This is a genomic window from Klebsiella sp. K5-45 (genome assembly GCF_030128605.1).
GTDB classification, from domain to species: domain Bacteria; phylum Pseudomonadota; class Gammaproteobacteria; order Enterobacterales; family Enterobacteriaceae; genus Klebsiella; species Klebsiella quasipneumoniae.
In genome coordinates, this window is sequence record NZ_JAKUZW010000002.1 from 184,225 (window position 1) to 203,282 (window position 19,058).

The 19,058-nt window shown below is 52.2% G+C and carries 19 protein-coding genes; 14 read left to right on the forward strand and 5 right to left on the reverse strand.

Annotated elements, in window-relative coordinates:
* Positions 1-107 precede the first annotated feature (107 nt).
* From MKS11_RS04870 to MKS11_RS04900, 7 genes are all read left to right on the forward strand, one after another.
* Positions 108-1,130, forward strand: coding sequence for a LacI family DNA-binding transcriptional regulator (locus MKS11_RS04870; protein ID WP_087771741.1), 1,023 nt, complete (start codon positions 108-110; stop codon positions 1,128-1,130).
* A gap of 380 nt (positions 1,131-1,510) precedes the next feature.
* A complete protein-coding gene (locus tag MKS11_RS04875; RefSeq protein WP_074186512.1) occupies positions 1,511-2,257 on the forward strand; it encodes an ATP-binding cassette domain-containing protein in 747 nt (248 codons plus the stop codon).
* Positions 2,258-2,275: 18 nt separating this feature from the next.
* On the forward strand, positions 2,276-3,277 hold the full coding sequence (locus MKS11_RS04880; RefSeq protein WP_016161045.1) for an ABC transporter permease: 1,002 nt from the start codon (positions 2,276-2,278) through the stop codon (positions 3,275-3,277).
* A gap of 3 nt (positions 3,278-3,280) precedes the next feature.
* Positions 3,281-4,360 carry a phosphotriesterase gene (locus tag MKS11_RS04885; RefSeq protein WP_087771742.1) on the forward strand — a complete coding sequence of 360 codons (1,080 nt, stop codon included), beginning with the start codon at positions 3,281-3,283 and terminating at the stop codon, positions 4,358-4,360.
* Between the two features lie 14 nt (positions 4,361-4,374).
* Positions 4,375-5,130 carry a glutamine amidotransferase gene (locus tag MKS11_RS04890; RefSeq protein ID WP_023297626.1) on the forward strand — a complete coding sequence of 252 codons (756 nt, stop codon included), beginning with the start codon at positions 4,375-4,377 and terminating at the stop codon, positions 5,128-5,130.
* A complete protein-coding gene (locus tag MKS11_RS04895) occupies positions 5,130-6,272 on the forward strand; it encodes a M20 family metallopeptidase (RefSeq protein WP_023297627.1) in 1,143 nt (380 codons plus the stop codon). Before MKS11_RS04890 ends, MKS11_RS04895 begins: the two co-directional genes overlap by 1 nt.
* A 111-nt stretch (positions 6,273-6,383) precedes the next feature.
* Positions 6,384-6,812: a cell envelope integrity TolA C-terminal domain-containing protein gene (locus MKS11_RS04900; protein ID WP_049092256.1), complete on the forward strand. Its 429-nt coding sequence runs from the start codon at positions 6,384-6,386 to the stop codon at positions 6,810-6,812.
* A gap of 186 nt (positions 6,813-6,998) precedes the next feature.
* Here MKS11_RS04900 and MKS11_RS04905 read toward each other — a convergent pair whose 3' ends face one another.
* Complete coding sequence (locus MKS11_RS04905; protein WP_284109426.1) at positions 6,999-7,904, reverse strand: LysR family transcriptional regulator; 906 nt, start codon at positions 7,902-7,904, stop codon at positions 6,999-7,001.
* A 103-nt stretch (positions 7,905-8,007) separates the two neighbouring features.
* Between MKS11_RS04905 and MKS11_RS04910 the strand changes: the two genes are divergently transcribed.
* A complete protein-coding gene (locus MKS11_RS04910) occupies positions 8,008-9,216 on the forward strand; it encodes an MFS transporter (protein ID WP_087771743.1) in 1,209 nt (402 codons plus the stop codon).
* Between the two features lie 101 nt (positions 9,217-9,317).
* On the opposite strand, the gene MKS11_RS04915 is transcribed toward MKS11_RS04910, so the two are convergent.
* Both MKS11_RS04915 and MKS11_RS04920 read right to left on the reverse strand, forming a co-directional pair.
* A complete protein-coding gene (locus tag MKS11_RS04915; protein ID WP_087771744.1) occupies positions 9,318-9,947 on the reverse strand; it encodes a helix-turn-helix domain-containing protein in 630 nt (209 codons plus the stop codon).
* Positions 9,948-10,013: 66 nt separating this feature from the next.
* On the reverse strand, positions 10,014-10,673 hold the full coding sequence (locus MKS11_RS04920) for a winged helix-turn-helix transcriptional regulator (protein WP_087771746.1): 660 nt from the start codon (positions 10,671-10,673) through the stop codon (positions 10,014-10,016).
* Between the two features lie 441 nt (positions 10,674-11,114).
* Between MKS11_RS04920 and MKS11_RS04925 the strand changes: the two genes are divergently transcribed.
* The 6 genes from MKS11_RS04925 to MKS11_RS04950 all read left to right on the forward strand — a co-directional run bounded on the left by MKS11_RS04925 (position 11,115) and on the right by MKS11_RS04950 (position 17,270).
* Positions 11,115-11,645, forward strand: coding sequence for a fimbrial protein (locus MKS11_RS04925; protein WP_064183388.1), 531 nt, complete (start codon positions 11,115-11,117; stop codon positions 11,643-11,645).
* A 57-nt stretch (positions 11,646-11,702) separates the two neighbouring features.
* Complete coding sequence (locus MKS11_RS04930; RefSeq protein ID WP_087771748.1) at positions 11,703-12,380, forward strand: molecular chaperone; 678 nt, start codon at positions 11,703-11,705, stop codon at positions 12,378-12,380.
* Between the two features lie 28 nt (positions 12,381-12,408).
* Positions 12,409-14,943 (forward strand): fimbria/pilus outer membrane usher protein, encoded by a 2,535-nt coding sequence (locus MKS11_RS04935; protein WP_077258593.1) that lies wholly within the window; start codon positions 12,409-12,411, stop codon positions 14,941-14,943.
* A 34-nt stretch (positions 14,944-14,977) separates the two neighbouring features.
* Positions 14,978-15,985: a fimbrial protein gene (locus MKS11_RS04940; protein WP_032456062.1), complete on the forward strand. Its 1,008-nt coding sequence runs from the start codon at positions 14,978-14,980 to the stop codon at positions 15,983-15,985.
* Between the two features lie 10 nt (positions 15,986-15,995).
* Positions 15,996-16,508 carry a fimbrial protein gene (locus MKS11_RS04945; RefSeq protein ID WP_032456063.1) on the forward strand — a complete coding sequence of 171 codons (513 nt, stop codon included), beginning with the start codon at positions 15,996-15,998 and terminating at the stop codon, positions 16,506-16,508.
* A gap of 135 nt (positions 16,509-16,643) precedes the next feature.
* Positions 16,644-17,270: a helix-turn-helix transcriptional regulator gene (locus tag MKS11_RS04950; RefSeq protein ID WP_032456064.1), complete on the forward strand. Its 627-nt coding sequence runs from the start codon at positions 16,644-16,646 to the stop codon at positions 17,268-17,270.
* 51 nt (positions 17,271-17,321) lie between these two features.
* Here MKS11_RS04950 and MKS11_RS04955 read toward each other — a convergent pair whose 3' ends face one another.
* Together MKS11_RS04955 and MKS11_RS04960 are read right to left on the reverse strand one after the other, a co-directional pair.
* Entirely contained in the window at positions 17,322-17,942 is a 621-nt protein-coding gene (locus MKS11_RS04955; protein WP_087771751.1) for a LysE family translocator, read from the reverse strand.
* A gap of 184 nt (positions 17,943-18,126) precedes the next feature.
* Positions 18,127-18,918: an HAD-IIB family hydrolase gene (locus tag MKS11_RS04960; RefSeq protein WP_043519573.1), complete on the reverse strand. Its 792-nt coding sequence runs from the start codon at positions 18,916-18,918 to the stop codon at positions 18,127-18,129.
* Positions 18,919-19,058: the final 140 nt, after the last annotated feature.

Below are 19,058 nucleotides of genomic sequence, written 5' to 3' on the forward strand. Positions count from 1 at the left end.
CTCTGCTGATTAAAATTTGTCAAGCATTTATTTTTGGTGATTGTTCGCAGAGAAATTGCTGTATCCACCGCGCTTAACTATGTTACAGATAGCCGATTCTGGCAGAAATGGCGCAGGAAATGAGTATAAAACGCGTATTGTTATCCGATGTGGCAAAGCTGGCGGGGCTGTCGAAGGCGACCCTGTCGCGCTATATGAACAACAGTATTGTGCTGCCGCAGGACACCATCGACCGCATCGAAACCGCCATTCGCGAACTGGACTATCGCGGCAATAGCCTGGCACGTCGTCTTAGCAAAGGCGGCAGCGAAACGCTTGGCCTGGTGCTTCCCGATATTACCAACCCCTTCTTTGCCGAACTGGCCGACGCTGCCGAAGAGGCTGCTTCTGCCAGCGGCTACAGCCTGGTGCTGTGTATCACCCGCAACAACCCGGAAAAAGAGTGCCAGTTCATTCGCTGGCTGGATACCTGCCAGGTCGACGGTCTGCTGTTCACCACCAACCGCCCCGATAATGGCCTGCTGCGCAAGGAAGTCCAGCGTCACGAACGCATTGTCCTGCTGGATGAAGATATTCCCGGCAGTAAGGTACCGAAAGTGTTTGCCGATAACGTCCAGGGCGGGCGGATCGCCACCGAAAAACTGATCGCCGCCGGGCATCGCCATATCGCTTTCGTCGGTGGCCCGGACAAGCTGATGAGCGTCCGTGAGCGCTATCAGGGCTTTTGCACCGCGATGGAGCAAGCGGGCCTGAGCTGGCCGCCCGAATGGGTGATGTATGGCGACTACCAGCGCGAGTTTGGCCAGCAGGCGCTGCGGTACCTGTTCAGCCAACCGGTTCGCCCCACCGCCGTCTTCGCGGCCAGCGACTATCTGGTGCTCGGCCTGCTCGATGGCTTGCGCGCCATCGGGCTCCAGGCGCCGGAGGCGCTTTCGTTAGTCGGCTTCGATGACGCCAACTACGCCGATTTTACCCAGCCGCGGATCTCCACTATCCGTCAGCCCGCCCGCGAACTGGGCCGTACCGCGGTGAACATCATGATGCGCCTGCTAAACGACGATCCGGATATCCCTGCGGAAACCCGCCTGCCGGTTGAATGGATTGGCCGCGACTCGATCAAGATCTGTTAAGCCCGTTCCAAAATGGCGCAAAAGCGCCCGCTTTTGGCGCAAAAAACGATCAATTAACAATTTATTCACTATAATCAGTAAACCGGTTTACCGGATTTTATTCAATTAAGTGTATTGAATACATAAGGTTAAGTTACAGGGCTGCTGTGTGGTTCCTGCCCTGGCACGGATGCTGCAACGTTCTTACTGGCGAACAAATATCTTACATAGCGTTTGTCCTGACTGTACTGGCGAGGGCTCTATTCCGCAGGTAAACCGGTTTACTAGATTGTAAACCGTGTCGGATAGAGTCCCTCCCGCAGGATGGCGAACATTTTCCCGGCCACAGCGATGGGAGTTATCAGATGCAGCAGCCACAAACTACCCCGCCAAGGGTAGAGATGATCAATATCACCAAGACCTACGGGTCGATACGCTCATTGCGCGGAGTCAACCTTGAGCTGGCCCCGGGCGAAGTGCTGGGCTTAGTGGGCGATAACGGTGCGGGGAAATCCACCCTGACCAAAGTGCTCTCTGGCGCGGTGATCCCCTCCAGCGGCACGATTCGTATCGACGGTGAACAGCAACAGTTTACGAATCCGGCCGATTCGCGCCGTTGCCATATCGAGATGGTCTACCAGGATCTGTCGCTCTGCGACACGGTCGACGTCGCGGGCAATCTGTTTATGGGCCGTGAGCCGATGAAATCGGTCCTCGGCATCCCCTTTCTCGACGAGGCCAAAATGCACGCCGATGCCAGAGAGATGCTTAAAGGGCTCGGGATCTCCATTCCGGATACTCACCTGCTGGTGCGAAATCTCTCCGGCGGCCAGCGCCAGGCTATAGCCATCGCCCGCGCCGCGGCCTTTGACCCGAAAGTGCTGATTATGGATGAACCCACCGCCGCGCTGGCCGTCGCGGAAGTTGAAGCGGTTCTGGAGCTCATTCGCCGCGTTTCCGCTCGCGGGGTGAGCGTGATTCTGATTACCCACCGCCTGCAGGACCTGTTCCTGGTCTGCGACCGGATCATGGTGATGTATGAGGGTACGAACGTCGCCGACAGACGGGTGTCCGACACCAGCCTGAGCGATATCGTTAACCTGATTGTGGGCGAAAAATTCACCGCCCGCTCTGCGGCAGCACATTGAGGTAACAGGATGAGTATCATGAACTTAAGCAGCTCCCGCATGATCCAGCATTCGCTGCCGCGCCGCCTGCTGCATAACCACTCAGGCGTGGTCAGCATCGCGCTCTTTTTCGTCTTCTGCTGCGTGGTGTTTTCGCTGATCACCAGCAACTTTCTCACCGGCACCAACTGGCTCAACATTATCCGTCAGAGCGCCCCACTGCTGATCGTCGCGACGGCTATGACTCTGGTCATTACCACCGGCGGTATCGATCTGTCGGTAGGCTCCACCCTGGCGCTGGTCGGCGCACTCTCCGCTATCGCTCTGAATAACTGGGGGCTGCCGTGGCCGGTGGTACTCCTCGGCGGCCTGCTGCTCGGCGGATTCGTTGGCGCCATCAACGGCTTCTTTATTGCCTATGAAGGCATTCCGGCGTTCATCGTCACGCTCGCCACCCTGGCCGTAGTTCGCGGCATCGCGCTGCTGGTCACCCAGGGCTACTCGATTCCGGTACCGGCTGACAGCCTGTTTACCTTTATCGGACGCGCGTGGGTAGTTGGTATCCCCATGCCCGCGCTGATCGGCATGATGATACTGGTGATCGGGCATATCGTTCTCAACCATATGCGCTTTGGCCGCTACGTGACCGCTATCGGCGCCAACGCCGAAGGCGCGCGGCGCAGCGGCATTAACACCAAAGCGGTGACCATGAAGGTCTATATCATCAGCGGAATGGCCGCCGCGCTGGCGGGGATGATCATTACCGCACGCCTCGGCAGCGGCTCTTCCAACCAGGGCGAAGGCTTTGAACTGCAGGTCATTGCTGCCGTTGTGCTAGGCAGCACCAGTCTGTTTGGCGGCTTCGGGACTATTATTGGCACGCTGCTGGGCGCGCTGTCGATTGCGGTCATTCAGAACGGGCTGATCCTGTCGCATATTTCGCCGTTTTACACCCAGATAGCCACCGGCACCATTATCCTGCTGGCTATCTGGCTGAACACCCGCATTCTCAACCCGACGCGCTCCGCGGCAAAAGGATAGCTGATGAAAGGATCAATTTTTCGCCATCCCTCCCCGCTGCCGGTTGGCGTCAGCAGCGGTTATGTAATAACTGTGCTTGGCCCACTACCGATTAACGAAATGGGCGTTACTCTGATGCATGAGCATATTCTACTGGATGCCTCCGGCAAATGGGTGCCACCCTGCTGCTGCAGCGATCGCCATCTTGCCGAAATGCCGGTGAAAATGGAAAACCTTGGCGAACTGTCGCTTAACCCGCTGATGAGCCGCGATAACTGTCAGCTGTTTGATGTCGACGTTGCGATTGACGAGCTGACTAAATATCGAGCCCTTGGCGGAGAAACGGTGGTCGACCCGACCAATATCGGCATTGGCCGCGATCCGAAAGCGCTGGCGCGCATCGCGCGTCTGACCGGTCTGAACATCATTATGGGTACCGGGCTCTATCTGGAAGCTTCGCACCCTGAGTGGGTAAAAATCAGCAGCGTCGAACAGCTGACCGAACGGCTGATTTACGATCTTGGCGGCGCGGAGGAGAAACCGGAGGTGCTCGCCGGGCTCATCGGCGAAATCGGTATCTCCAGCCGCTTTACGCCGGATGAGGAGAAATCCCTGCGCGCTGCGGGTCGGGCCAGCGCCGCGACCGGCGTGCCGATCGAGGTCCATCTGCCCGGCTGGGAGCGGCTGGGCCATCGGGTGCTGGATATTCTCGAGCAGGAAGGCGCCGATTTACGCCATACCGTGCTGTGCCATATGAATCCCAGCTTTGCCGATAAGCGCTACCAGCGCGAACTGGCACAGCGCGGGGCGTTTCTCGAATACGACATGATCGGCATGAGCTATTACTACGCCGACGAGTCGGCGCAGTCGCCCTCCGACGAGGAGAACGCCCGCGCGATCCGCGAGCTGATTGACGACGGCTACATCCAGCAAATTCTGCTGTCGCAGGACGTCTTCCTGAAAACCATGCTCACCCGCTACGGCGGCCACGGTTATGGCTACATACTCAAGCATTTTGTTCCGCGTCTGCGGCGCCACGGCGTCAGCGGCGAACAACTTGAAACCTTAATGATTGGAAACCCCCAGCGGGTCTTTGGCGGATAAAAGGAAACGTCATCATGCAGAAAAAAATCTTACTGGTCGGTGAGTCCTGGACCAGCACGTCAACGCACGTTAAAGGCTTCGACCAGTTTGCCACCGCCACCTGGCACACCGGCGCAACGGACTTTCTGGCCGCGCTCGCCGACAGTCCCTATGCCATTACCTATATGCCCGCCCACGCGGCGGCGACCGACTTTCCGCTGACGCTGGAAGCGCTGCAGGAGTGGGATGCGATTATTCTCTCGGACATTGGCGCCAATACGCTGCTGCTGCATCCGGACACCTGGCTGAAGAGCCGCCGAACCGCCAACCGTTTAACGCTCCTGCATGATTACGTGGCCGGCGGGGGGGCGCTGATGATGATCGGCGGCTATTACAGCTTCCAGGGAATCAACGGCGGCGCGCGCTACCGCCATACCGCGGTGGAGAAAGTGCTGCCGGTACGCTGCCTGGCCTGGGACGACCGCATTGAAACCCCGGAAGGCTGCTATGCCGAAGTGACGGAGTCTCACCCCCTGTTTAACGATATTCCGGGCGAATGGCCGTGGCTGCTGGGCTATAACGAAGTTGAAATGCACCCGGAAGGCAAACTGCTGGCGAGCGTGGCCGGTACCGGTCATCCGCTGTTGGCTGTTCGCGAATATCAGCAGGGTCGTTCGCTGGTGTGGACCAGCGACATGTCGGCGCACTGGCTGCCGGAAGAGTTTGCCAAATGGCCCGGCTATCGCCAGCTATGGATTAACTGCCTCGACTGGCTGACGGAACGCCGCTGATGACCACGACCCTTGAGCTCGCCCGGCAGCTGCTGGGCTTTAACACCATTAACCCGCCGGGCAGCGAAGCTGACTGCATGCGGTTCTTCGCCGACTGGCTTGACGATAGCGGTTTTGAGGTTTCGCTGTCGTCGTTCGGCGAGGGACGCTGCAATCTTATCGCCAGCCTTCCCGGGGCGAAGAGCGGTAAACCGCTGGCCTTTACCGGACATCTGGATACCGTCCCGCTGGGAAATGCCCGCTGGCAGTACGATCCTTTTGGCTCGCAGATGGAAGACGGGCGTCTTTATGGCCGCGGATCCAGCGATATGAAAGCGGCGATAGCGGCGTTTGCCGTCGCCTGCGTTCATCAGCGGGAAGCGATCCTCGCCGGACGCGGCGCGGTATTGCTGATAACCGGCGGAGAAGAGACCGGCTGCGACGGCGCGCGGGCGCTGATCGCCTCCGCAACGTTGCCGGAGGTGGGCGCGCTGATCGTCGGTGAACCCACCGCCAACTATCCGGTTATCGGCCATAAAGGCGCGCTCTGGCTGCGCTGCGAAACGCGGGGGAAAACCGCCCACGGCGCGATGCCGGAGCTGGGGATCAATGCTATCTATCTTGCGGCGGATGCGTTGGGTAAGATTCAGCATTTTTCGCCAGGCGCGCCGCATCCGCTAATGAAGCAACCCACCCTCAACGTCGGACGCATAGAAGGCGGACTCAATATTAATTCCGTACCGGACCGCACGCGTTTTGATGTCGATATCCGCAGCGCGCCCAATTTACAGCACGCCACTATCCGGGAGCGCTTGACGACGCTGCTTGGCGAAAGCGTCACCGTCTCCACGCTGGTCGACCTGCCCGCCGTCCTCAGCCGGGAGGATCACGCGTGGATTAAGCAGGTTTACCAACGCTGTCAGCCGCTGCACGCTGAGCCGATTGCGCCGCGCGTCGTGCCCTACTTTACCGACGCCTCGCTGCTGCTGCCTGCATTGGGCGATCCGCCATGTATTATTCTCGGCCCCGGCGAGCCGTCGATGGCGCATCAAACCGACGAGTACTGCCTGCTCAGCCGACTGGCGGAGGCAGAACAGCTATACGGTGACATTATTCGCGACTGGATGGCATCACCGCCCGCGACGAAAGTAAAAAATGAGTGACACTGTCACTGAAAGCGCGTGCCATGCATTCAGCGTTTGAATAATTTCGCGGAATAACAGAGGATAACCGCCTCGTACACGACGGTATCCCCACCAGCAAGGAGGCTTAGCATGTCCGTGAAAACCAACGCTGTGCTCGTTTGCACCCTCTCTTTACTTCTTTCCGCCTGCTCGGGTGGTGCTTCTGCGCCGGACAGCGCCGAAGACGCTAAAATATCGGCTGAAGTGGATAAGATACTTCGCGATTATCAAACGGGTTCCGATACTTCACCCCAGGCCAATGCCTCACGCTATCTGGCGCGGATCCAGGCGGCTATATTCGCTAACATAGACCAACCGGCCTCCTGGCAAGGGCAAAAATGCTCGGTGCGCTTTACGCTACAGCGTGACGGGACAGTGCAGGATCCGACGGTCGAGAGCGGCGATCGGCCATTCTGCGCGCAGGTGATGTCCGCGCTGAAAGTCGCCAAAATTCCGCCTGCCCCCGATGAAAAAACTTATCAAACATTCAGCCATGTCGTTCTGGACTTGAAGGCCTGAGCTTGCCCTAGAAAGCGCCCCGGCCATCGCCAGGGCAATGGCTAAAAAGATAAGCTGACAGCCTCCTTAACAGACGCTTTTTGGCGATCGGCGAGGAGTGATTCAATGGTGCTTGAGTCGAGGTGATGAGCGGCAAGAGCGCCGGCTGAACGAGACAGCGCATCCAGGTGCGCTGATGATGGCCTCTTATTCATGACTCAATCTCTGATACATGAAATCAATAAGCCCTCTTGTTTTTGCCGGCAAATAACGCCGATCGGAATACAGGGCGAACAATTGCAAGGGGGCCGCCGATTGTTCAAATTCAATTTCGATTAACCGGCCATCGTCAATATAGGGCTGGCAGGCTTGTTTCGACAGGATGGCATAACCGACGCCTGAGATGGCCGCTCGCCCTGCCATCTCCCCGCTGTTGACCCGATAACGACCGTTAACTTTAATCGTCTCGAATCCGCCCTTTTTATTCACAAACTGCCAGGGAGCGCCTTTAAGCGCATTTACCGTTGTAATACAGGGCAATTCTTCAAATTGCTGTATACGAGAAGGCGTGCCATAACGCTGGATAACGGAGGGGGCCGCAACGATGGTGCAAGGGATGGTCACCAGATGACGGGCTATGTAGTCACTGTCATCCATCTGACCACGACTCACAATGACAGCGAGATCCAGATCATCGCGCAGGGATTCATAACCAGACAAATTGGTGACGCAACTTATCTCCAGGTCCGGATGCTGACAGGCGAAATCGGCAACAATAGCGCCCAGCAGTGCAGGACCGATTTCATTGGGAATACAGATACGTAGTGGCCCCTTGAATTGCATTTGCCGCAACGTTAATTCGGTTTCAGTTTGCTCAAGCGCTTCCAGTAATGGCTTCGTCCGGGTATAGAGTAGATGCCCCGCCTGAGTGAGTTTCATATGTCGGGTACTGCGTTCAATAAGCTGAAGATTCAGTTTGTCTTCTAGCTGAGCAATGCAACGGCTCACATTTGATGCCGGCATTTCAAGGGCTTTCGAAGCCCCAACAAAACTGTCTCTTTCAACTACAGCGATGAAGACTTTCAGCGCATTAAAATCAAGAACTGGCCGCATCAACTATCCCACATATGATAATAATGAGTGCCATTTTTACCATCTAATCGATAAGTTTGATAGTAGTTAAGCTAGGTTATCTTTCATCAACAGGTCGCTTGCTATGCCACGGGTCACCACAACATTTAATCAAAAGGCGCTGATACGGATAGCGCTGGTCATCGCTTTTGTGCAGTTTACTAACGCGCTGGAATATATGATATTCAGTCCTGTTTTTACATTTATGGCCGCGGATTTCGCTGTTCCCGTCTCCTTCTCAGGCTATGTATCCGGTATGTACACCTCTGGAGCCGTCCTGTCGGGAATTATCGCCTTTTACTGGGTTGACCGTTGCAATAAGAAGCGTTTTCTTATCGCTAATATGGTGCTGCTAGCCATAGCGACACTGTTGACAACATTCATAACCCGTTTTCCTCTTCTTCTTACCTTGCGATTCTTCGCAGGGCTGGTTGGAGGGACGACAATGGGTGTGGGGATCGGTATTTTGATAAACCACACGCCGGCTGACTTGCGCGGAAAAATGTTGGCGACGGTGATTGCGTCATTTTCGCTGGTAAGCGTTGTGGGGATGCCCGCTATATTATTTTTGTGTACTCATTACGGTTGGCATGTCGCGTTGTGGTTAATCAGCACGCTCTGTTTGTTGGCATTGCCATTCATCGTCACTGTCATCCCTCAGGACCCCGTCACTTTCGACACGTCTTACGCGCTGCCCCTCGATGTTGATACTTTACTGTTTGCTTCCGGTAATGCGCTGGTACAGTTTAGTCCAATGCTGATCATTCCTGTTCTGGCGCCGTTAATGACGCAGCTGTTGGGGGCTTCTGAAGGCCTGCTGCCCTGGCTGTTCTTCGGCGGGGGACTGGCGGGGTATCTGTCTACAAGAATGACAGGGGCATTAACCTCTCGTTTTTCTGCCTTGAGTTTGGCGACCGGGTCAACCCTCGTTTTTATTCTGAGCTTGCTGATACCCTTCCTGGGCTATCCGCATCCGGCGCTGTTTATGACGTTATTTCTCGGGGCAGCTTACAGTCGTCTGGTTTCATCTTCGGCGGTTACGATTCAGTTTCCTGATAACAACCAACGAGCGGGATTCTCTTCATTACAGACGTCCATGATGTATCTGATGACGACTGCCGCATTTTTCCTGTCCGCTTGTCTGTTACCTGACCATCGCATGGCGCTCCAGAATATGGACACGTTGCTGGCGCTATGTGCAATTTCCGCATCAGGATCCCCAATTATTATCATCATTTTGCAAAAAAAACTGGCTAAGCGGACGATCCCGCCCGATCGGCACACCACTGGGTAGAACATGGCGCGCCCTGCCCTGGGCATTAAAAATTATCATTGACCCTGGTGTGGTCGCTAAATGGAGATGAGGGGCGTTTTTTTGTCTGACGGGGTCTGAATTTAGTACCTGGCGGGAAGCTTATGGATTTTAATGAGTCTTCCCTCTTCCATTTCGATAAAACCACCCGTTTTTAAATCTGCAAGTATGCGCATCACGCCGCTGCGAGAAAGATGGGTTTTCTCGCGAATGTAGAGTTCCGCTGTGACTGCGGCGCGATAACTCTCCTCTTCTTCGATTAAATTGAGCAACTGCTGGCGGATCATCTCATAGGCCGTCGGTGCGCCCTGCGGCATCACATTGTTGTAAAGGCGGCCATACACAAACATCAGTTGCTTTGAGAGCAGCCCCCATAACGACTTTTCTTTAATAATGTCATGAACGCGAGCGGTGGAGATCACGCCAATCACGCAGGAATTAATGGTTTTAATATAATCATCGAAGTATATATCCGTCAGATTGGCAAGACCAAACACGGCGGGACTGCGCGCAGTGGACAGCATCATATTATCGTTTCGGCGATAAACCGCTACGGTTCCCTCAAGGATGAGGTAACACATCCCCTGGCCATTCACCTTGAAATCCAGTTGCTCCCCCCTTTCAGTTTTACGTGGCATGCAATACGGCTGTAAATGCGTCATCAACTCTTGCGCGTAGGGTGAACCTCTGTGAGGTTTTGCTGAAGAGGACATAACCGATAACCTTTAGATTGACCTGTCTGATTATAGCTTGTCTTCCTGATGCGGGTATCCTCATCGTCAGTATTTTCGAGGCAAATGATTGATATCAAGAAGTATACCCCGTTCCATGGTGATGTAGTTCCCGGTTCGCAGCTCTGCCAGAATTCGCATAATCCCGCTCCGTGAAAGATAGGTTCGGCTCTTAATATAGGCTGCAGCCGTAATTTGTTGCCGTATCGCATCCGGCTCTTGCATCAGTTCAACAAGCTGAAAGCGGATGATGTCATAAGCCGACATCTGCGAGATTTGTGCGCAATGCTCATACACCCGGGAGGCCGTGTAAATCAGGAGTTTCGAAAAATGCTCCCATAGATCCAGTTGCGCCACGATGTGATTAAAACAATCCAGTGACACCCGGGCGATCTCTGACGTCTCCAGCGCTCTCACATAGAGATGCTCTGAGGAAAACTGACTACTGACGCCCAGAATAAACGGTGATGATTCAGAATTTAAAACAATGCCATCGCCGCGACGGTGCAGCGCGACGCTACCATGCAATAGTAAAAAACATTGCCGGATATCATCTTTATAATAATGCACGACCTCACCTCTGCCGATCACTATTCTTTCTGCTGCTGGCAACACATGATTTATCAGAGTCTCGATGTGCCGAAATGGTTTTAATTCCAGGGCAATTGATTTGTCCTGGTTTTCCGGGGTGGTTAAGCGCGTGTTCATATGCTGCCTCAATTCCTCTACGGTGATCGCTTTATTGATCGACCCGACGAATTATCTTAAAAATGAAGAAACCGCGAAATATTGGTTTAGGGTCCAAAAGTAGACCGTGCTAAAGATGTACTCTAAGTAATTGATTTTGTGCCTCATGACCTTTGAGTCTAAAAATAGACCGGACCTTAATAAGCATGATAAAAAAGAAGAAATGTTGCTTATTCGTTAAGTGGGAGTCTACTTATAGACCCACAAAACATTTGAGTTTAAGAAAATGATTAGATAAATTTTAGCCAGTCAGCAGAACAGTTCATGGTCTTACCGTAATTATTTATGGCTGCCATGCTGCACAGTGAAAATTAAGGTACTGGTACAAAAAGAGTGTAACGCTCATCGGCACCCTATTGCCTGAATATAAATGGCAAACAAAGTTAATAAGGAAACAACGTAATGAAAAAAAGTCTTGTTTTAGTTGCCTTGACCGCAACTGCAGCGCTGTCTATGTCTCACGCTTTTGCTGCCGCTGGCACCGTGAATTTCGTCGGCAATATTCTGGATACTGCCTGTGAAGTCGATGTGGCATCGCAAAACCAGCAGGTCAATCTCGGTAACTTTTATAAAACTGAATTTCCGAGCAGTGGCACAAAAGCGGCTGCAAAGGATTTTAATATCGTACTTAAAAACTGCCCAACCACGGTGACTTCGACCAAAGTACGCTTTGATGGCACCCCCGATCTGACCAACCCTAACCTGCTGGCTATTGATACATCAACCTCCAGTGCGGCGTCAGGGGTGGCGATTAACCTGATGACCGCCGATAAAGTCGACCTGCCTTTGCACGGTGAGAACAGCTATAACTACATACTTAGCAGTACCCAGGACAATACGCTGAAATTCTATGCGCAATATATCTCCACCACGGCATCAGTAACGCCGGGTACGGCCAACTCTGTTGCTAACTTCTCCATTGTATATAACTAATTTTCTTTCAAGAAATGCTGATGGGGTCGATACGGCCCCATATTTCAGAGGTCTAAAATGAATGTTCTTGGCAGTATCTTGCTTACCATCACGATATTGAGTATTGGCGTATCCGTTGCTCAGGCCGGTGTCGTTATTGGTGGTACGCGCGTCATTTTTGATGGTAATAAAAAAGAAGCCTCGATTGGCATAAATAACCCTGATAAAACCCCTTACCTTATCCAGTCGTGGATCGAAACACCTGGGGGGGCTGGCGAAAAGGCGCCTTTTATCATTACGCCACCACTATATCGACTAAATAATGGCCAACAAAACGTCGAGCGCATTGTTGCCACCGGAGCCTTACCTCAGGATAAAGAGAGCTTGTTTTGGCTTAATATAAAAGCCATCCCCTCCGCAGCTAAGGTTGACAATACGTTGCAAATTGCCATTAAAACCAGAATTAAACTTATCTACCGTCCGGCGGCGATGAAAGGCGCCTCCCCTGGAGAACAGGTCGATAAACTACGCTGGCAACGTGTTGGTAATAAGATACAGGTAAACAATCCGACTCAGCATGTCATGAATTTTAACGAGATTTCACTATCAGGTAAAAAATTACCAGATGTCAGTTATGTATTACCCGGCAGTACCGCGATGTTCGATTTACCCTCCGGCGTAACGGGCGGGCCAGTGACATTCAAAATTATTAATGATTATGGCAGTCCCGGGGCAGAACACAAAGCCAGTCTGTAGACCGGCGCAAAGACACTGAGTGGGATTTATGATGATGGCAATGGATTATATAAAAGCACGGTCTCCACGGTTGGCATTATTGATAACCATCGCGCTCTTCGGTAATACACAAAATAGCTATAGTCGCGATTTTTTTAACCCAGAACTGGTTGAACTGGATAATCCGGGGACAGAAAAAGTCGATCTTTCTGGTTTTGAATCGGGCGCGCAAGCTCCCGGGGATTATCATGTTGATATCGTCCTGGACGATCGGTTAGTTGATACCCGCGATATCAGGTTTGTGTTGATGAAAGAGCCTGGCGGTGATGACAAATTAATCCCCTGTTTATCCATTGAGCAATTAGAAAGCTGGGGGGTGAAGACTGGACTTTTTCCCGCGTTAAAAGGCGAAACATCCTGTGCGAACCTGTCCGCGATCCCTCAGGCTAGTACGGATTTCCAGTTTGCCATGCAACGTCTGGTATTGAGCATTCCGCAAGCGGCACTTTCAGCGCAAGCGCGCGGATCGGTGCCACCGGATCGCTGGGATCAAGGCATTAACGCCGCCCTGCTCAACTACAGTCTGAGTGGGGCGAATAACTGGGCCAAAAATAACAACAGCAGCACCAGCGATAATCAGTATGCCAACCTGCGTCCTGGTCTGAACATTGGCCCCTGGCGGTTAAGAAACTACACCACCTGGTCGCGAGATTCACAGGGTCATGATGCGTGGAAGACGGTTTATACCTATGCTCAACGTACGATAATCCCGTTAAAGTCTCAGCTCACGCTGGGTGACAGCTCTGCCCCGGCAGATGTGTTCGACAGTATGCCTTTCCGGGGAGGACAACTTGCTTCCGATGATGACATGCTGCCCGACTCCCTCAAGGGCTATGCCCCAGTGGTGCGTGGGATCGCCCGGACTAATGCCCAGGTGATAATTCGCCAGAATGGCTATCAGATATACCAGAGCTTTGTGGCACCGGGCGCTTTTGAAATCACGGACATGTATCCTACCGGAGGCGCCGGCGATCTTGATGTCACTATTAAAGAGGCTGATGGCAGCGAGCAGCACTTTAGCGTGCCATTTGCCTCCCTTCCCGTATTACAGCGTGAAGGCCGAATAAAATATGCGTTAACGGGCGGCCAATATCGTTCGTACAACGGCAGCGTGGACAAAACGCCCTTTGCTCAGATGAGCGTTATTCTCGGCTTGCCCTACGGCTTTACGTTTTACGGCGGATTGCAGGAGTCGAGTAAGTACCAGTCGCTCGCCGCGGGCGTCGGTAAAAACATGGGTGACTTTGGCGCTATCTCCAGCGACATCACCCAGGGCTGGTCCACGCCGCAAAATATGCCGAAAACCAGGGGGCAATCATGGCGGGCTCGATACAGTAAAAATTTTGCCGCAACGGGCACCAACTTCGCGATTGCCGGCTACCGCTATTCGACCAGCGGCTACTATGGCATGCAAGAGGTCCTGGATTCTTACGGTGACAGTCATGCGCTTCAGGACCGACGCCGCAACCGTGCTGAGCTGACGCTGAGCCAGGGGCTGGGAGACCGTCTGGGATCGTTGATGCTGAACGCCGCACGTGAAGATTACTGGAACTCAGGTAAGGCGATGGAATCATGGAGCGTTGGGTATAACAACTACTGGCACAGTATTAGTTATGGCCTGACCTGGACTCTGAGTAAGAATGGGGGCGCGGGAACGTACAGCGCACCCCAGAGCGACGATAAAAACCAGATGCTGGCGCTGAATATCAGTATTCCACTGGAAAAACTGTTGCCGCAGACATGGGCAAACTATGGCATGAATGCCAGCAAGAATAACGGTACGACACACAGCGCTGGGTTAAATGGTGTTGCTCTGCCGAATAATGCGCTCAACTGGAATATTCAACAGGGTTACGGCACTCACGACGTGGCCTATACCGGCAACATGAATGGTGATTATCGCGGCACCTATGGTGAAATCACCGCCGGGTACAGCTATGACAAAAATACCGATCGTCTGAACTATGGGATTCAGGGAGGCGTGGTTGCGCATGCCAATGGCGTGACGTTCTCTCAACCATTGGGCGAAACCAACGTGCTGATTGCCGCCCCCGGGGCTGCCGGCGTAGGCATCCAGAATATGACTGGAGCGACAACCGATTATCGCGGATATACGGTTGCCTCTAACTTAATGCCTTATCGCAAAAATGATGTGTCATTAATCACTGAAACATTACCGGCTAACGTTGAGTTAGAACAAACGGTCAAAACCGTGGTCCCTACGCGTGGCGCGATTGTCAGGGCGAACTATCGGGCAAGCGTCGGTGTTCGCATGTTGATGACCTTGACCCAGCGAAACGGCCAGTTAGTGCCGTTTGGCGCAATGGCCAGCATTGAAGGAGCAGAACCAAGCAGCTTTATCGTTGGTGATAGCGGACAGGTGTATTTGACGGGGCTCGATCCCCAGGTAAACCTGATCGTGAAATGGGGAAATCAATCCGCAAACACCTGCAGGGTCTATTACGCGATAAACATGACGAAGCAGAATAACGATGTGATTATCGATAATGCTGTTTGCCGTTAACGTTGAACCAAATTTTTAAATCAGGTGCATAGATATGCGACTTTTCCGATCTGCATTATTAATGCTGGCTTTGTTGTTTCCATTGACGGGCTTCTGTTGTGATTATACTTACATCGGCTCTCCCTATACCGTGGATTATGGCAATATTATTGTTCAGCGCGATGTTCCCGTTGGGCAAGCAATAAGCAATGAGATATATGGTTCCTTAGCACATGCTTATACCTGCGTCACCACCGGCAATGAAGGGTCAAGCTCAGGAATGAAAAGCGCTATTTTACCCTATGTCGCGACGTACGGCGCGCGGCGCGTTTATCAAACCAATGTGCCTGGGGTGGGTATTTCTTTTGGCTTTTACATGAACTCCAAAGCAGGCGCGTCGACGTTTAGCGGCACCGATTATATTGACCGCGGTAACGCTTCAATGTCCAGTTGGTCATCAAACCCTGGAGAACTGGTTATTCACGATTATCAGCCAGTTATACAATTCTGGAAGATTGGTGATATTACCTCTGGCTCAGTAACGGGGCAACTGGCATCGTTTGTCGCCTTTACGATGCAATATCTCGGCGGAGAACAAGCGCCTGAGATTCCCGTGAATGCGGGGGCCGGATCTATTACCCAGGTGGCATGTGCGGTGACAACATCGAATATTGTATTTGAACTGGGTGACGTTTTGGTCACTGAGTTTGGTTCTACGGTGGGATTAACCCCCGCTAATGCGCAGAAAACGCAGAATCTCATTCTGGACTGTGATGCCGGAGCCAATATTAACGTCATGCTCTCCGGCGCACAGAATCCTGACGTCAGTGATAATACCGTGCTGGCGTTAACCGGTCAGGGAAGCGCAGGCGTCGCACAGGGGGTTGGCGTGCAGCTGGTTTATAACAATACCCCTCTAATCCTTGGCAATAATCTTGTTCTGAAGAGAACCAATGGCGGCCAGGAGATGTTCCCGTTAACCGCACGCTACTATCAGACCAATACAACGGTAACCACCGGCATCGCAAATGCGTCCGCAACGCTGAGTCTTACCTATCAATAAAGGCTGTTAAATGAAGATGAATAAACTAATCTTGCTGATGGCATGCGCAATGGTATTACCTGCAATGTCCGCAGACAATGTAGATATCAAAGTCACCGGGCGTATTATCGCTGCGCCCTGCGTCTTTAACGGTGGTAGTGAAAATATGAATGTTGATCTTGGCAATATCCAAGCAACAAACATGTTCACCCCCGGGTCTTCTTCCGATCCGGTTACTTTTCATCTCCTGTTTACCCGCTGTCCGCCGGGCACGCTGAGCGTGACGACCCGTTTTAGCGGAACGCCTGACCCGGAAGCGGGCGTGAATTATTACCAAAACAGCGGCACGGCAACCCGCGTGGCCATTGCGATGTCTGATGCCACAACGGGTCTGTTGATGGGCAGCGGATCCAGCATCACGCAAAATATAGCTGAAGACAGAACGGCGACGATACCGATGAAAGCCATGGTGACCTCCGTGGCGGGAAGGCCGACACCAGGTTCCATTCGCGCCGTCGTCGTTTTAACAATGCAATACAACTGATGGGGCGCTGGCTATAGAGGGTCATAGGCGCGTTAGTCATCATCCCCTTCAGGAAGCTAACAGGGTGAAATAATGTGCTGCGTCTATCATTACCCGAATGCAGGAGCGCTTAATAAATATGTTTCGGTATGGTAAATGGTTAATATTGTAATAAAAGAGTCGGATACCCTCTTCCAATGTGGCCTGACCTTTTTTTTTAGTGATTTCTTTTCCCAACACAATACTACAGTTGATTTCAATTTTAACTTTACGTCAGAAAGCGTTCAGCTAGCAGACGTCATTGTGCTGGCATTATGTCCAGGCGAATGTTTTATTTGCTGCCCTGAACTACAGAAGCGAAAAAAAGGCATTGTGATTGGTTTTGTTGATGATGATATGCGAGCCTCTGCGCTCCCCTCTTGCTTTCAGGATATTATCTTTATCTCTCGCCGGCATTCCGTGAGACAGTTACGTAGAGCAGTACATACGGCCTGGCACCGGCTGCAGCAGACAAATTATCGACAGTCACCCGCGTCATGTTTTGACTGTCAGCCGACCAAATTGTCACCGCAGCAAATCCGCATCATGATCTGTTTATATGAGGGGATGTCGGTAACGCAAATTGCCGATGAGCTTATGATCAGTGAGAAAACGGTCTATGCGCATAAATATATGGTCATGAGTAAATTTAACTTACGCAACGATTATGAGCTAATGCTTCTGCTCAATAAACTGACAAAAAATAACGACTGGCCAAATGGCTTTATAAAAGTTAGCCAGTGATACCAATGCGCTGAGAAGGCAACTGACACAGGGGCGCGAGCCCCTGCATGGTTACCGCCGGCTCATCGCCAGCTTCGCGGCGAATAACAGAAACAGGCAGCCGGTAGTCCGATCCATCCATTTCACTACGACCGGTTTTTTCAGAATGCCCGCGGCATAGCGAGTGGCGGTAATCAGCGTTAACGACCACAGCGTCCCAATCAATACATGGATAGCGACCAGCAGAAAGGTCCAGCTGACGGGTGAATGCCCGGCGGGGATAAACTGAGGTAAAAACGAAACGTAGAAGACGCCCATTTTGGGATTAAGCACATTCCCCAACATCCCACGCAGAAACCAGTTGCTGGTGGAATGCGATTCGGTCGGGTTGGGGTTAAATTGCTGGCGTGGGCGCAGGAGCAGCTGGATGCCCAGCCAACAAAGGTAGCCCGCGCCGCACCATTTCAACAAGGTGTAAGCCAGTTCAGAAACCGCCAGTAGCGTCCCTAACCCAAAGGCCACCACGGCGCCCCAGATAAAGCATCCGAGATCAATGCCTAACGCGGCATGCAAGGCTTTGCGTCCACCTTCAGCGGTCGCCGTGCGCAGGATAAGAGCAGTATCCAGACCTGGCGTCAGGGTAAGCAGCGTGGCAGCGAGGGTGTAAGCAAGAAGTGAATCCGTGACGAGCATTTCCTGTCTCCGAAAGAGACAAGGTTACTGAAGTGTTCACATTTTTGCAACAAGAATGATGAGCCATTCAACATGGATGGCGTCCGCCTGGATAACGGGAAGTCCCCTATGAGGCTCTCTATCCAACGCATACAACAACCGGACCTGTTGCCCGGTTGCCATCTGCCAGAGCGGAGAAGGCAACTTAACGGATACTTGCCCTTTTAGCATTTAAAATTCTGTTAGCGCCATCAACAAACCCTTCACCACCTGGAAATTGACTTATCCAGCGCGGCAATGATGGTATAACTTGCGCTATATCATTGATCGTGTTCATTCCCAACGTTTTGCTGTAGTAGCTGAACATGGGGGCATCATTGAGCGAATCACCACTGTAGAAAACCGATGCCTGTTCATCTGATTCTTCCAGTACGTAAAAATGCTTTAACACTTTTCTGCTCATGACGAGTTTGTCATACCCCCCTAACCACCCCAGTACCCATAGATTATTAATGGTATAGCTGCATTTATTTTCCGCTAATTCGTCAATGAGCTGTCTGGTCTGCTCATGATTTTTGGGAAGTTTGAAAGCGATACTCGTCAGGCGAAAATCCTGATCGTCAGACACTTCAACCCAGGGGTATTTCTGGCGAATCTTGAGAAGAATATGGCTGATTTTTTCTCGATTGAGAAGATATTTGTCTTCATGCCAGAAGTACCTGTTAATACCATGTTCGATGTTATTTCTGGTAAGAAATAATCCTCCATTTTCAGCGATGACCCCATCAACTGGCCACATTCTCGCCATCTGATCGGCCCAGCCGGCAGAGGCCGCCGTTACCGGAATCACCTTGATGCCCGCATGTTGTAGCATTTCCAGACTCTGATAGGTTCGGGCCTGCAGTCTGCCCTTATAAGTCAGCGTTTCATCCATATCAGTTAAAACAAAACGAATATTCTGTAGCTCTTCATTCTTAACGTTATCAATTAAATTCATAAATCCCCCATACTGGTGATATTAATGGCTTTATTGATAAACGTTAATATCGAATTGGCATTTGATATTCTCTATTAACTCGAGAGATTTGATCCTTCTTACTGCACGAAGAAAGTCCGCAGGGGCATTATCTGGCCGAA

Bases quoted from the DNA above. Each gene is read 5' to 3' on its own strand.
- MKS11_RS04870 (WP_087771741.1), top strand. From the start codon at position 108: ATGGCGCAGGAAATGAGTATAAAACGCGTATTGTTATCCGATGTGGCA.
- MKS11_RS04875 (WP_074186512.1), top strand. From the start codon at position 1,511: ATGATCAATATCACCAAGACCTACGGGTCGATACGCTCATTGCGCGGA.
- MKS11_RS04880 (WP_016161045.1), top strand. From the start codon at position 2,276: ATGAACTTAAGCAGCTCCCGCATGATCCAGCATTCGCTGCCGCGCCGC.
- MKS11_RS04885 (WP_087771742.1), top strand. From the start codon at position 3,281: ATGAAAGGATCAATTTTTCGCCATCCCTCCCCGCTGCCGGTTGGCGTC.
- MKS11_RS04890 (WP_023297626.1), top strand. From the start codon at position 4,375: ATGCAGAAAAAAATCTTACTGGTCGGTGAGTCCTGGACCAGCACGTCA.
- MKS11_RS04895 (WP_023297627.1), top strand. From the start codon at position 5,130: ATGACCACGACCCTTGAGCTCGCCCGGCAGCTGCTGGGCTTTAACACC.
- MKS11_RS04900 (WP_049092256.1), top strand. From the start codon at position 6,384: ATGTCCGTGAAAACCAACGCTGTGCTCGTTTGCACCCTCTCTTTACTT.
- MKS11_RS04905 (WP_284109426.1), bottom strand. From the start codon at position 7,904: ATGCGGCCAGTTCTTGATTTTAATGCGCTGAAAGTCTTCATCGCTGTA.
- MKS11_RS04910 (WP_087771743.1), top strand. From the start codon at position 8,008: ATGCCACGGGTCACCACAACATTTAATCAAAAGGCGCTGATACGGATA.
- MKS11_RS04915 (WP_087771744.1), bottom strand. From the start codon at position 9,947: ATGTCCTCTTCAGCAAAACCTCACAGAGGTTCACCCTACGCGCAAGAG.
- MKS11_RS04920 (WP_087771746.1), bottom strand. From the start codon at position 10,673: ATGAACACGCGCTTAACCACCCCGGAAAACCAGGACAAATCAATTGCC.
- MKS11_RS04925 (WP_064183388.1), top strand. From the start codon at position 11,115: ATGAAAAAAAGTCTTGTTTTAGTTGCCTTGACCGCAACTGCAGCGCTG.
- MKS11_RS04930 (WP_087771748.1), top strand. From the start codon at position 11,703: ATGAATGTTCTTGGCAGTATCTTGCTTACCATCACGATATTGAGTATT.
- MKS11_RS04935 (WP_077258593.1), top strand. From the start codon at position 12,409: ATGATGATGGCAATGGATTATATAAAAGCACGGTCTCCACGGTTGGCA.
- MKS11_RS04940 (WP_032456062.1), top strand. From the start codon at position 14,978: ATGCGACTTTTCCGATCTGCATTATTAATGCTGGCTTTGTTGTTTCCA.
- MKS11_RS04945 (WP_032456063.1), top strand. From the start codon at position 15,996: ATGAAGATGAATAAACTAATCTTGCTGATGGCATGCGCAATGGTATTA.
- MKS11_RS04950 (WP_032456064.1), top strand. From the start codon at position 16,644: ATGGTTAATATTGTAATAAAAGAGTCGGATACCCTCTTCCAATGTGGC.
- MKS11_RS04955 (WP_087771751.1), bottom strand. From the start codon at position 17,942: ATGCTCGTCACGGATTCACTTCTTGCTTACACCCTCGCTGCCACGCTG.
- MKS11_RS04960 (WP_043519573.1), bottom strand. From the start codon at position 18,918: ATGAATTTAATTGATAACGTTAAGAATGAAGAGCTACAGAATATTCGT.